This is a genomic window from Paenibacillus sp. RC84 (assembly GCF_041260495.1).
In the GTDB taxonomy this organism is placed as follows: domain Bacteria; phylum Bacillota; class Bacilli; order Paenibacillales; family NBRC-103111; genus Paenibacillus_F.
This window is the reverse complement of the sequence record NZ_JBGBYL010000012.1, coordinates 186,151-200,126: the sequence shown is the minus strand read 5'-3', so window position 1 is coordinate 200,126 and position 13,976 is coordinate 186,151. Positions and strand designations below refer to the sequence as shown.

At 54.0% G+C, this 13,976-nt stretch carries 6 protein-coding genes; 2 read left to right on the top strand and 4 right to left on the bottom strand.

The window, feature by feature from the left end:
* Positions 1-240: 240 nt before the first annotated feature.
* From ABH899_RS25520 to ABH899_RS25510, 3 genes are all read right to left on the bottom strand, one after another.
* Positions 241-1,710: a hypothetical protein gene (locus tag ABH899_RS25520; protein WP_370001506.1), complete on the bottom strand. Its 1,470-nt coding sequence runs from the start codon at positions 1,708-1,710 to the stop codon at positions 241-243.
* Between the two features lie 1,208 nt (positions 1,711-2,918).
* On the bottom strand, positions 2,919-4,181 hold the full coding sequence (locus ABH899_RS25515; protein ID WP_370001504.1) for a hypothetical protein: 1,263 nt from the start codon (positions 4,179-4,181) through the stop codon (positions 2,919-2,921).
* Between the two features lie 435 nt (positions 4,182-4,616).
* A complete protein-coding gene (locus ABH899_RS25510) occupies positions 4,617-10,820 on the bottom strand; it encodes an OmpL47-type beta-barrel domain-containing protein (RefSeq protein WP_370001503.1) in 6,204 nt (2,067 codons plus the stop codon).
* A gap of 472 nt (positions 10,821-11,292) precedes the next feature.
* Here ABH899_RS25510 and ABH899_RS25505 point away from each other — a divergent pair, with 472 nt between their 5' ends.
* Complete coding sequence (locus ABH899_RS25505; RefSeq protein WP_370001501.1) at positions 11,293-12,108, top strand: GNAT family N-acetyltransferase; 816 nt, start codon at positions 11,293-11,295, stop codon at positions 12,106-12,108.
* Positions 12,109-12,342: 234 nt separating this feature from the next.
* Positions 12,343-12,726: a response regulator gene (locus tag ABH899_RS25500; RefSeq protein WP_370001499.1), complete on the top strand. Its 384-nt coding sequence runs from the start codon at positions 12,343-12,345 to the stop codon at positions 12,724-12,726.
* A gap of 155 nt (positions 12,727-12,881) precedes the next feature.
* Here the strand turns inward: ABH899_RS25500 and ABH899_RS25495 are convergent, their stop codons facing one another.
* Complete coding sequence (locus ABH899_RS25495; protein ID WP_370001498.1) at positions 12,882-13,766, bottom strand: LysR family transcriptional regulator; 885 nt, start codon at positions 13,764-13,766, stop codon at positions 12,882-12,884.
* Between the last annotated feature and the right edge of the window lie 210 nt (positions 13,767-13,976).

Genomic DNA, 13,976 nt, shown 5'->3' with positions numbered 1-13,976 from the left:
TAAAATGGCCGCGAGGGCGAATACATGAGAATAAATAGAAGCATTTGATAAACTGAGACCCCAAAAAGTAGTCTCATCTTTTACATATAGCATCATCAAGGTAATCTCTTCACGAAGGAGCATAAATATAACGGTTAATGTTAGAAATAGTTTTCTAATTATCTTCACCTCCTGCAAAACTAATAGAAAAGGGGCACACATGGATTTACTGGATCCTTGCGCCCCCGTTTAGCAAAATTCTTAATTATAAGAATACCACAAATCATAATAGATTGATTTTTGTGCAAGTTTAGTGTTGTAAGCACCAAAGCCATTTCTTGAATATACACCAAAGTCCAAGGAATAACGGCAGAGGGTTCCTTTTTGTGCTGGTCTATAATTAACATATGATTCAATTGTATAAGTATTACCAACCGAACCCATACGACGATCATCAAGTCTTGCAGAATAGGCTTTGTTATCGTCAGAGGATCCATCATAGATAACTGTTTCTGAGCCGTTGAAGGTATTAGCTGCGCTATTAGCTAACACCGTATCAGCTACAGACCATAGAGCACTGTACCAATTGGGTTTTTTCTTTATTTGTTGCAACAGCTTGGCAACCGGAAATTGATCGTTTGTAGTATTTCCGTATGTTCTAACTTTAACAATTGTATCGCCCCATGGGTTCGATGAGCTGTCAGAACCATTAAATTTTAATGCTGCAATGATCATTCCATCTGTATTATCAAAATGCCCTAAAGTTAGTGCTGAAAAATTTGGATCATCCCACGCATCATAATTACTATCCGTATAAGTACGAGTTATTTTTATATTACCTAAAAATCCTGTATTTGTAAATTGTGCGGCCTTAAAATCCCATTCGATTACTTCATCAATGACTTGACCTGGCTGATTCCCAGTATATTCATACACATAAGAAAATGAAGGATCTTTACATCCGACAACCTGATAACAGGTAGAGGCTGCGGCAGATGAATAGGGTAAAATTGAAGAAATGCCACTAACTTTGGGAAGATTATATGAACGTGGTTCAAATAATTTTCTAGACCAATAGTCATTATCTCTACGTTTTTCTAATAATAACTGTTTATTTTTTATCGCTTCATCTTTAATTTGGTTGATGTCTTGCTTTTGAATAATTTCATCTTGACTAACTTCGTTGCTCGTTTTATCTTTACTCGCATCTAATTTACTTAAGAGGTCTGAATAAATGCTCAAATCAATATCATAAAATAGTACTTCTCGTGTGTTTTTATGTTTAAAGTATAATGAGAGAACTGGTTTTCCTAATAGATTTTTATTTTGAGTCGCTAAAAATTCAGGCTTTGCTTTTTTTACAAAAGAAGAATGCAACAAATTAAAATCTCCAGATTCATCGTTTACAAGAAAGGAAAGATCGGTTTTATTTTTTAAGTATCCTTTTGAAGTGTCAGCATTTAATGAAAATTTATGAGAACCTGAGTTAGATACTAGCGTTCCCTGCAATAATAACCCGTTGTCTGCGGAGATTTCATTTATTATAATATGTGAATTTTTTACCTCTCCTCCATATTCAGTTAAAGGCATGTTAACATAGTTAAGTCCCTCGGCCTGTATTTCAGTTTTGAGCTCTATAGGATCTTGTGATGCTTTCCCTTGAGCAATACCAGAAAATAGAGTTGTCATTATAACGCCGGAAAGAACAGTTTTAAAAAATTTTGATTTCATTCCTCAGTCTCCTCCTTGTTAAATTTCATAAACACAATTACATAATAACAAAATTTGACAAAATAGTAAAATTATAAATGGACGTTAGAACGAATTGATAGCTGTAAAATGTGTTTATTGATCATATTGTCCGTATGTGCCTATTTCATATAGGGGGGAGAGAAAATAATGAAAAGAATACTTCTAATCTTTATGTGTTTTTCGTTAACGGGTCTCAATCTGATAGGATGTTCGCGGCAAAGACCCTATTGATGTCGGCGAAATATTATTTTTATCAACCGTAGCCACAATCGAGCAAGACGCCGACTATAACAACCAATTTACCGGTGTGAGCTATAGCAAAGAAACTTTAGAAGCAATAAGCGAAACAGAAAGGAAAAAATTGTTCGAGCGTGTGGCTCAAAGGTACAATGCGTCGGTTCAGCAACTCCCCGAAGATTTTATCTATGGGAGAAACGATCTGGCACTTGGCATTCGCCTTAGTAAAACAACCTCCGATAAAGTTACCGTGAATTCGACCAAAAGGATGGGTACCGGTATTTCGTACACGATTGAGCTAGTAAAAAATGAAGATACTTGGAAAGTAGAGAAAGTGACAAAAACAAGTACAGGCAAGTAAAACAGGGTGCCGAATTATCTTAATCTTATGTTCCTACCATTATTAAAAAAGGAGCTCTACAATCCCAGACAAATTGAAACTCCGGAGCCCTTCCTTCCTTTTTATGTGTATCGCTTATTTAAGAATCAGGGCTATCCTGAGGGGCGCAGAATCTAAAGTTTTTTTGATTGGACAATCAGTATAAAACCAAGGTAGAGCGTATCATCGGCATTAAGGTATCGCTTGATCTCGAAGTTCTGCTCTTTCTCTAGTGCGAAGGGCAAGTGAATATGATTTACTAGGATGATTCGAATTTTATCTATAAAAAGGGATTTAAACATAATAAGGTATTTTTTTGTTCGGGATAGAAGAGTTAAACTCTATATTATTTTTGGTAGTAAATCGTTTTGGGCCATTTTTTGGTTAAAAAACGGAGTCCACCCCTTACAGGTGCGTGGATTGAAATGCAGGCTACGAAGAACGGATGTCGATGGCGGAGGCCTGTCTTATCTAGAAGTTCCTCCAGTACTAAGCCGATTTAACAAAAAAAGAGCTCCAGAGTCTCAGATAAACTGAAACTCCGAAGCTCCTTTTTTTTGTGCAGATTCGTTCATTTCTGAATCAGGGTAATGCGTGCGGTTTTGGCGCTGCGCGGAGGCGGGGGAGCGTCCGGATTGTTAGTTGTGACTTGAGTCTCGACGTAAAGCTCCTTGTTCCCGCTAAACTGGTAAACCAACATGTAAGAGTCCTCCATCGGGTCCCAGCCTTCCTGCCAAGGTTTGCCCAGCCGGTCGATGACTTTTTGCAGGGTCATGGGCGTATTGAGCTCAATGGCTGAAATTTTATTTTGCTTCCCGACAAAAAAAGAACAGTTGCAAGGCTTGTACAGGTAGCCTGCGCCGCCTTCCCGATGCTGGTCTTGTTTGACTTTGCCCCACTTGGCCTCGACGGCTTTGAAGTCCGTGCCGAGTCCGAATTCGATGCCGTCAAAATAGCCTTTTTTCATGCCGGCTATGGAAAGGGGCTCTTGGGCCTGCGCGGCCGGAGCTGCGGAACTTGGAGCCGGCGACGGTTTCGGCGCTGCCGATGGTGACGGTGTGGGCTTAGCGGCGGCTGCGGATGACGATGTCGACTTGTCTGTCGATGGCGATGACGGCTTCGCTGACGCGGAACCCTCTTTGCTTGCGGATGCTTCGGAGGAGCTCGCCGACGGACTCGACACAGATTCCTGCGCGGCCGTTTGGGTCTTCTGGGCGGGCGTCTCTTTTTTGGAAAAGTCGACCCCGAGCTTTTGCTGCATGGCGATGACGGTACCGACGGATTCAAACAGTAGGGCGTCCGCTTGCTTAATATGATCCCCGTAGGTTACGGCAGATCCGGCTTTGGTCGTGTTGATATAGTCCATCAGCGAATACATGCCTTGGGCTTTGTGATCGTAAGCCTGGGCGTACTTCTCTTTGGCGGCTTCCAGCTCGGTTGTCATGGCAGGGTTGAGTCCTGCCGGAACGGGAATCTTCCGAACTTTTTCCGCCACGTTCGAAAATTGATCATAGGCTTTCAAAATGACCGCCGAATCCGGCATCACATTCTGGTTCATCTTGCCGATTTCCCGATCGGCTTCTTTTTTGGCTTCGCCTGCCGTGCGTTCCGCCGCATATAAGGCTTGCTCGAACGCAAGCACAAGGCTGGCCTGCTCTTCCTGTTTGCCGCCGGCCTGAGCCGGAGTTTGGGTCTCTACGGGCGGATTGGAGGCAGCGGGTTTCACGCCGGCTTTCAGGCCTTGAGACTTCTGATAAAGCTGGTACCCCAGCACGCCGATGGCGATGAGCAGGCTCATAATAATGAGGGTGCCCAGAGCTGCGTTTTTTTTCATGAATGATCTCTCCCAAAGAATGTAAGGTATATTCCTTATTTATCGGCAGAGGCAGGTGCAAGATTGAGGTTTTGCGGGATATTTATTAGGTCTTAGGAACTATGTGTATAAAAAAAGGCTGCCGGGTTTACTCGGCAGCCTTTGCTTTTGAACAGGCGGGGCAGGTCGGGCCTCGCTTCGAAAATGCGAGCCGGCAGCGGAGAATGCCTTCTGCGGCTCCGCGTACCTCTGTCCGCGTATTTCTTATGCGCGCGAATTCCAGGCGCGCGTTGCGGCACTGCACGGCGGTCGAATCCCACGTCGTCGTGACGGGTGACGACCTTCATGCCTGCGCCTTTGTGCACAGCCGTCCGCGTTCTCGCCGTCTTCGACAGGCGGGGCTGCGGCCGGCAGTTCCTCAAAGCGTCACGTCGGTCGCCGGACGAGCCCCGCCGCTTACTTCGACTCAAGCATCCGCAGAAGCAGCGTGACCGCTTCCGCCCGGGTCGTGTAGCCCAGCGGGTCGAACGTGCGGGGACCGCGTCCCTGCACGAGCCCTTTCTGCTGGGCGGCGGCGACGTAGCCAGCGGCCCAGCCGGGGATCTCGTCCGCGTCGGCGTACAGCTCGTGCAGCGCACCGACCGGAACCGGCTGCAGTTGGGCGGCTTTGGCCGCCAAGGTGAGCATCTCGGCGCGGGTGACCGGCGCATAGGGCCGGAACGTGCCGTCCCCGTAGCCGGTGGCGATGCCTGCGCGCTGCGCGAGCGCGACGGCCTCGGCGGCCCAGGCCGGGATGCTGGCGCTGTCCGCAAAGCCGGAGGCGGGAGCCGGCTTCTCCGGCTGGCGCAGAGCCTCCGCGTAAGCTTGCGTCAGCATCACGGTAAACTGGGCGCGCGTGACCTGCTCCTGCGGCCGGAACGTTCCGTTCTCGAAGCCGCTGACGATGCCGCAGTCCGCCGCGCTGGCGACTTCTTTCTCCGCCCAGTGACCCTGCATATCCTTGAAGGCCACGGGGTGCGGGGGAGGAGAAGGACAGCTCAGTCCTCCCGGAACTTCCGGCTTGCCGGGTATCCCGGGATCGCCCGGATTGCCGGTGCCGCCGGGTTCTCCCGGATGCTGCGGCTGCCCCGAATCTACGGGCGGCTTAGGCTCTTCCGTCGGAGGAGTTCCTCCGGGTGAAGTGCCTGGCGAATCGCCGCCGGAATCTTGCCGGGGCTGGCGGGTGATCAGGACGGTATACGTTCTTACCGTCTGCCCGTCCGGCGCCGTGACGGTGACCTGTACCGGGTTGGCTCCGACACGCAGCGCGAGCGGTGCCGAAGGTTTTCCGCTGAGGAGCGGAACTCCGTTGACCGTCACTAGCGCATCGGGATCGTAAACGGAAGCCGTTACGGTCGTCCGATCGTTTTCGTAATCAACGGTCAGTGCGTAATTCGATGTGTCTCCGTCGAAAGCGGGACTCAGCCGACCCGCCGACAGTTCAAGTCCGGTCAAACCGGCATTTGAGCTAAGCTGACGGGTCACGTCCACTACATAGGACTGGATCGTGATCCCGTCTTGAGCCGTCACGACAACCGTGATAGGATTCAAGCCGGGCTTGAGCGCAAGCGGCACAGAAGGCTGTCCGCTGACAACCGGCAGGCCGTTAACGACGAGAGTCGCATTCGGTTCGTAGACGGAAGCCGTCACGGACAGGCTGGACGTTTCCGGACCGACAGCCGCCCGGTAATGAACCATGCCGCTGTCGAAAGCGGGTTCCAGGCTGCCTTCCGAAAGAATCAGTCCGCTGAGCAAGACGTTGCTGCTCGGAGCGCGGCTCACTTCCAGCCGATAGCTTTGCGTCGTGACACCATCTTGAGCGGTTACCGTTACGGTAACCGGATTGGAGCCGACCTTCAACTGAAGGGGAAGGCTACCGGCATTTCCGCTGAACGACGTTCCGTTGATGGTCACTGTCGCCACGGAGCTGGAAGCTTTGGCTGCGACGGTAACGGCATACACGTCGTTGGCAACCGTGGTTGAATAAACGGTCGTTGCGCCGTCAAAACGGGGAGTGAGCTCACCCGACGTCACCGTCAATTCACTCAAGGTCACTTCACTGGAAGCCGCCCTCGTTACGGTGACCGTATAGGGAGTTACCGTCACTCCGTCCTGGGCCGTGATTTCGACCGTAAAAGTCTGGTCGCCCACTTCCAGGGCAACCGGATTGGTCACCGGCTGCCCGTTTTTCAGCAAGCGTACGGCTGCCTGCGCATCTTCCGCCGTGGCCTGTATGGAGGTGACCGTTACCGAATGAGGCACTTGAGCCGTGTACCGGTAAGTGGAGCCGGTCACCGTTTCATTCAGAGCGGCTCCGCCGAGGCTCAGCGAATGAAGTGCGGCATTGGACGAAACAAGGGTAAATGCCGTTTCGGGCGATAAAGGACTTTCATTGCCTGCGGCATCAACCGCAAGAGCTGTGAGCCGGTGTGTCCCTGCGGATAAAGCGGCCCCAGGGGTGAAGCTCCAGCTGTCGCCCGTACCGGTTGTCGTGATTCCGGCGTGGGTGCCGTCCACATATACATTCACGGTCACGCTTGTCTCGGCCGTTCCCCGGATGAGGGGCCGGTTCACATTCGTGACGTTTCCCGGCGCAGGCTCCGTGATGACCGGTGCGGCTGGTGCCGTAGCGTCGATGCGGAAGGCCGTTTCGGCCGAATATGCGCTTCTGTTGCCAGCAGCGTCGGTCGCCGATGCTTTCACGGTGTGCGATCCGTCCGCAAGTGCGGAAGCCGGAATGTATACCCAGCTGCCATCCGGACCGGAGGTAACGGTATGAACGATACTGCCGTCCAGCGCTACGCTGATGAACGCGCCCGCTTCGGCATGACCTTCCACCTTGGGCGTCTTCGTATTTAAGAGCGCGTCCGCAAGCGGCTTCAGAATGACGGGCGCCGCAGGCGCCTGCGTATCTACGGTAAACCGCAGAGGTCCGGAATACGGACCGGCGTTGCCTGCTTTGTCCTCAGCCCATGTCCGGAGGGAGTGGGTTCCGTCGGCAAGCGGCGCAGCCGAGGTAAGGGACCATTTCCCGGTTCCGTCGGCCGTCGCCGATCCCGCTGATGTGGTGCCGTCCAGCTCAACCCGGACGAGGGAGCCGGGTTCGCTTGTGCCGCTGATCACCGGCTGGTTCCGGTTTGTGCTAGATCCGTCCGCGGGGGTAAGCACGACTGGAGCGGGTGGCGGCGTCGCGTCGACCGTCCATGTTACCGCCTTCGTCGAGGGGCTGTTGTTGCCGGCCTTATCGGATGCATATACACGAACGGTGTGCATACCGTCTTTTAACGAATCGGCTCCGGCATAGTTCCAGATCCCCGCGCTATCCGCTTGGACGTCGGCTTTAAGCGATCCGTCCATATAAATATGAACGAACGAACGGGCTTCCGCCGTTCCGGAAATGACCGGTTTGGCGTCTTTAGTCAGAGTCCCGTCCACAGGGAACAAGACTACAGGCACGGCGGGGGCCGCCGTATCCAGGGTAAAGCTTACCGTACCGCTTGCCGGGCTCGTATTGCCTGCCTCATCAGACGCGGCTGCCGTAACGGTATGCGTTCCGTCCGCCAGCTGAGCGGGCAGGCTGTAGGTGAACTTGCCCGCGGTGTCTGCTTGCACGGCAGGATACGCTTTTCCGTCGATGGTAAGCACGACGAAAGAAGAAGGCTCGGCCGTTCCCGTAATGACGGAAATGTTTCTCAGCAGCGCCTGATCCGCGGGTGCCGTAATAGCGGGAGCGCCCGGAGGAGTCCGGTCGATCTTGACGACTATCGAGGACACCAAGCTGACGTTGCCCGCTTTATCGACCGTCCTGGCCGTAACGGTGGTCTGTCCTTCGGCCTTGACGGACAGCGGCCCGGTATAGGCGGTCCAGCCGAGCGTCTCCGCGCCGGATAAGCTGAACTCCGTCCGGCTCACGCCGGCCCCGCCGGTATCCACGCCGTGCGTGATCGCTACGGATACGCCGGAAGCGGAGGTCCAGCCCGTCTCGGACGGCGTGATTCCCGGAGCGGCTGGAGGAGTCCGGTCGATGGAGACGGTGGCTGTTCCTTCTCGGCTGACGTTCCCGGCCCCATCCGTCGTTCTTGCGATGACGGTGGTCTGGCCCGGAGCCGTAACGGTGAGGGGCCCCGTATAAGCCGTCCAGCCTTTGGTCACGGCGCCGGACAGGCTGTACTCCGTTATTTTGACTCCCGAGCCTCCTGTGTCGGTTCCGGGATTAACCGTGACCGGCACGCTTGCCGCCGCCGTCCACCCTGTCGTTCCGGGAGAGACCGCAGGTACGGCAGGAGCTGTTTTATCGATTCGCATAACAGCCGTCGCCGTCTGGCTTACGTTGCCGGCGTTGTCGAAACTTCTGGCTGTGAGCGTAGTCTGGCCCTCGGCCGTTACGGTCACGGGCCCGGTGTATGTTTTCCAGCCGGAAGTGACGGCGCCGGACAAGCTGTACTCCATCCGGTTCAGACCGGAGACTGCGTCCCCTCCCGTCAGCGTCACGAGAACATCCGATGACACCCAGGATGTTCCGGCGGGAGAGATGGAGGGCGCTCCGGGTGCCGTCCGGTCAATTTTGACGTCGGCCGTCGTTACCGTACTGATATTCCCGGCCTGATCGATCACCCGGGCATGAAGGGTCGTAACCCCTTCCGCGGTGACGGTGACCGGTCCCGTATACGTTGCCCAGCCGAGCGTCATCGCGCCGGAGAGGCTGTATTCGGTGCGGTACACACCCGATCCCGCGTCAGTTCCGGGCTTAACGGTGACTTGAACACCGGAAGCTGTCCAGGAAGTGAAGGCGGGAGTGACAGTAGCCGCTCCGGGAGCCGTCTTGTCAATGCTCACGGAAGCGGCAGCGAGCTGGCTGATGTTGCCGGCCTCGTCCACGCTGCGCGCGCTGACGGTCGTCTGACCTTCGGCGCTTACCGTGACGGGACCCGTGTAAGCCGTCCAGCCGAGCGTGCTTGCACAGGACAGGCTGTACTCGGTCCGCTTGACGCCCGAACGGGCATCGGTGCCGGGCGTGATCGTTACAGCCACGTTGTCCTTGCTCCAGCCGGACACCGCTGGCTGAACGGAAGGAGTGGTCGGCGGAGCTTTATCGATGGACACGTCGGCCGTGGTTTCGGCGCTGACGTTGCCCACGTTGTCGATTGTCCGCGCGTGTACCGTCGTAATTCCTTCCGTGCCGATCGGAATAGCTCCGGTATAAGGCGCCCAGTCCTGCGTGGTGCCGCCTGTAAGTTTGTATTCCGATCGTTGTACGCCCGATCCGCCTTTGTCCGTACCGGGTGTGAGCGTGACCGACGCGTTTTGGTTGGTCCAGGCGGAGCTCGCTCCTTTTATGACGGGAGCAGTCGGCGCCGTCTTATCTACCTTCACCACGGCGGTCGTCACGCTGCTTGCGTTGCCCGCTTTGTCGATTGTTCGGGCGCTGATCGTGGTTTCTCCCGAATTCGAAACGGTGATCACATCGCCGTTCGCATAGGGCGTCCACCCGAGAACAGTTGCGCCGGACAAGATGTATTCCGTCTGCTTCACGCCCGAATCCGCATCCGTACCGGCCGTCAGGGTCGCGGTGACATCCGCAAGAGCCCAGTCCGCCGAGGAGGTTGTGATAACGGGAGCCGTAGGCGCCGTGAAATCAAACGACAGCTTGTATACGGTCGTGTTGAGGCCGTAGTTCTCGTCGTACCCGCCCATGACATACACGCTGCCGCCGGTCAGCGACATTTTGGCGTTTTGCAATCTTTTAAGGGAAGGAGTGTCTTGGGCCCATGTGTTGCTGACCGGATCATACAAATAGAAATTGTAATTCCCCATGACGAGCACTTTGCCGTTAGGCAGAGTCACCTGGGCATGCCGGAAGAAAAGGTCGTTATATTGGTAAGGCAGACCGGCTGCTTTGGTCCAGGTATCGGCGGCCGGGTCGTAAATATAGGAGGCAAACGAATAAACGTATCCGCTCAAGCCCCCCGTTAACAGTACACGGCCATCGGGCAGCGTGCTCTGCGCTGCTCCGTAAATGCCGATCGGAAGCGGTGCTTTTTCCGTCCAGGTGTTGGCGGCGGGGTCGTAGATGTAAGTGTTGTTGTAAAGCGTGCTGCTTCCCGGCGAGAAAATGGAGTCCGCTCCGCCCACACTGACGATTCTGCCGTCGGGCAGTGTGCTCTGCGAGTTGCCGAGCATATTTTTCGGCAAATTGGACGCTTGGGTCCAGGCGTTTGTATACGGGCTATAAATCCGCGTCAAATTGTTGTACACGTACCCGGTGCCGCTGAGAAAGGCGTTGCCGCCCGTGACGATGACTCTTCCGTCCTTCATCTCCGATTGGGTGTGGTAGGCCACGTTCAGCGCGGGAGCATAAGTGGACCAGGTTTGGGTCGAGGGCGAGAAGGTGTACGAGTTCTTGGCGAATGAATTGTTCCGGCTATATTGACCGCCGGTTACAAGGATGCTGCTGCCGTTCAGCACACCGCTTGCCGAAACTCCCGCCAGGTCTGCGGGCAAATCGGCCGAAGCGGGAAGAGCTTCCATCATGACGGCCGCATTCGCCGTTTGACACCAACCGGCCAGTATCCCTCCTATCAGGACAGTCGTCCCCCATATTTTGCGCAGCCTGTTAGACATGAAGATGTCATCACTCCTTTGAGAAATGCGGTTGCCGCCGCCGAAAGAAATAGTTCTCAGACGGCCGCAAATAAGTAGCAGGGTCCAGTGTAGCAAAAACTATAGGACCTGAGAATTAACTTTGGTTAATTGCATAAAATTTCGATGAGCGGGCAGAAGAAAGGCCAGTGGCAGGTTCGGTACGGGAAGTTGCAGGTACGGTAGGGGGTCGGCAGCGCGATACTCTTGTTTCTTTCATAAAATCGGATGCCCTTGGAGAGCCGGGGATTTTCGAGAAAAATTCGGGTAGTAGGCGGGGAGAGCAAAGGGGATAGGTGTGTTAGAATGGAAGAATAAAAGGAAGGAATGAATGAGTGAGCGGGAGGGAGGGAAGTTCGCTTTCTCTCATTCATTAATTAATTAGGTGTCATTAATAAACGTCACGCTCACGAACCGGCTGCGGCTGCAGCACGGGAGCAAGGAGGACATCGGCATGAACACAGCGCAGGGCCAAACAGCCCGTTTAATCCGGGATAATTTCATTGCGAAGGCCGCCTATTTCGCCGGCCGGGCAGAAGGCTATACTCTTAAACAAACGTCTGAATACATAAGAGCGGACTGCGGCCTCCCTTCGGATACGTTTAACGTGGCGGTTTTGCTTCAACCCCGCCTGTCCGCGGAGAACGAAGCTATCCTCGAAGAGACGGTTCATTATTTTACGGACAAAAAATACCCGATGGCGTTGTGGTCATGGGAAAGCAAAGACAGCGCCACGTTCGAGACGTTAAGACAGGCGGGGTTAAAAGAAGCGGAAACGAACATCGCGATGTATGCGGACTTGGATGTCCTTGATCCCGTGACGAACTGTCCGGCGGAATTCCGGATAAAGGAAATTGCCTCCCCTGCGGAAGCGGAGCAATTCGGAGACGTGCTGGCTTCGTTGTTCGGAGAGTCGGAGGAGGGGGCTAACGTGAGGGCTTTTTACCGGAAAGTATCCCGTCTGCCGCTGTGGGGGTCTTCTCTTATGAAGCTGTATATCGGCTCGTACCGCGGTCGGCCGGTCAGTACCGGTACGCTTGTGTTCACGGATGACAGCGTCGGCATCTACGATATCGCAACTCTCCCGGACTTCCGGGGACAAGGCTTTGGCTCCGCCATGTTTCGGTTCCTTATCGGTGAAGCAAAGAAAGGAAAGCCCCGGCTCTGCGTTCTGCAGGCTTCGCCCGACGGAATCGGGATCTACAAACGGGCGGGATTTGAACCGGCCTGCGAGGTTACGGTGTACGAGAACAGGCACTTGGTTGAATAATACGAGGAGCACCCAAGAGACAAGCGGTTGAACACCGTCATCCGGCGCTGTACTACACGCTTGAGCCGGGTGGTTGATCCGCCGTCGGCCTAAGAATACGGCGATGATGCATTGCCGGCTTTTGGAGCCGGCTTTTTTATGTCTTTTCAGATCAGTAAATGATCCTTTCCGGGCATGTTTAGTTTTTGTTCAGTTTGTTTTGATACATTGGAACAGACAGAAGGAGGGGGCGCTTTGAACGTACTGGTTGTGGACGACGCCGCATTTATGAGAACGCTGGTCCGTATGTTTTTGGAGCAGATGGGGCACACCGTGATCGGCGAAGCCCAAAACGGGAAGGAAGCGGTCGATCTTTACGGCCGATTGAAGCCGGATCTCGTGACGATGGATATTACGATGCCCGAAATGGACGGACTGGAAGCCGTTAAGCGCATCAAATCCGCCAATCCGGACGCCAAAATCATCATGTGCTCCGCCATGGGGCAGCAGCGGGTTGTCATGGAGGCCATCCGCAGCGGGGCCAGCGATTTCGTGGTCAAGCCGATCCAGAAGGAACGCTTGCAGGAGGCCGTCGAGAAGCTGTTTGCCGGACAAGGAACGAAGGTCGGCGTTTTGTAGGTTTAATTTTCTCCACCAACAGAACCGGAATGATTATAGTAAAAGCTCAGTTATGCGACAAAATGAAAAAGATACCCGCACCGGCAGGTATCCTTTTTTGTCTTTTTTCATACCTTCGTTTCGCAGGTAGCGCACGTAGATTCCCGTACCCCGGCTTAAACCTCCGCTTTCTCCCCGATGAATTCCAGAAGCTCCCGCATCGCGTAAGAAATATACCTTTCTTTGTTCCACAGTACGTACAGGTTCCACGGAACGCCCGGCGAGGTTTTGAGGATAACCCGGACATCGGGGTTCGCTATTTTGGAAGTGATCGGTTCCGGGATAAAAGAGACCCCGAGCCCTCCGGCGACCATCTCCACCAGGAGGTCCCACTGCGAGCTTTCGTGGGCGATGGCCGGGTGAAAACCCGCGCTGTGGCAGGCGTCGAGGACGTGATGCCGCACGGCGAAACCTTTGGCGAACAGCAGAAACGGCTCCCGGCTCAAATCGGCGAGAGAGACCGTTTCCCGTTCGGCCAGCGGATGCGCGCGATGCAGCACGAGGGAGACGTGCTGGCGGATGAACGGCAGCCGCCCCAGGCTGGAATCCTCGTCCGGCGAGATGACGACGCCCATGTCGATCGATCCTTCCAGGACGCGCTGCTCGACGGTTTTGGCGCCCTCCTCGATCATGACGAACTGAATCGCGGGATATTTCCGCTGGAAAGGCGCGATCACGCGCGGAAAGAAGACGGTGCTGATCACCGGCGGCAGTCCGATACGGATGGTGCCCGTTTTGAGCTGGGACACGTCGTCCAGCGTGGTGTAGAGGTCGTTCACCGACTGGAGGATGACCTGCATCCGCTGGATGGCGGCGATACCCGAGTCGGTGAGCTTGACGGTTTTGCCGCTGCGGTCGAACAGGGTGACGCCGAGCTCGTCCTCCATGCTTTTGACCAGCTTGCTTAAGGTCGGTTGAGTCATATGTAAAATTTCGGCGGCCTTCGTGAAATTCTGCTGTTTGGCGACCTCCAGAACGGAGGCGAGATTCCTTACATCCACGGTCGTTCATCCCCAGCCATAAAATTTTGGAATGGTAGCTATTCGATGTCTGAATTTTACCTTGCCTCACCTGCCGTGTAAACTAGAAGCGGACACAGAACGTTCAAATTTCAGGGGACGCCCCGGAATTTCATGGAAAGCGGCACGCAACTTAAAAGAATGTAAGGGCTTACAAGAGATCTTCTAACAGAAAAGAGGAGAAGGCGCATG

Coding starts and splice junctions, on each gene's coding strand:
- ABH899_RS25520 (WP_370001506.1), bottom strand. CDS start 1,710: ATGAAATCAAAATTTTTTAAAACTGTTCTTTCCGGCGTTATAATGACA.
- ABH899_RS25515 (WP_370001504.1), bottom strand. CDS start 4,181: ATGAAAAAAAACGCAGCTCTGGGCACCCTCATTATTATGAGCCTGCTC.
- ABH899_RS25510 (WP_370001503.1), bottom strand. CDS start 10,820: ATGTCTAACAGGCTGCGCAAAATATGGGGGACGACTGTCCTGATAGGA.
- ABH899_RS25505 (WP_370001501.1), top strand. CDS start 11,293: ATGAACACAGCGCAGGGCCAAACAGCCCGTTTAATCCGGGATAATTTC.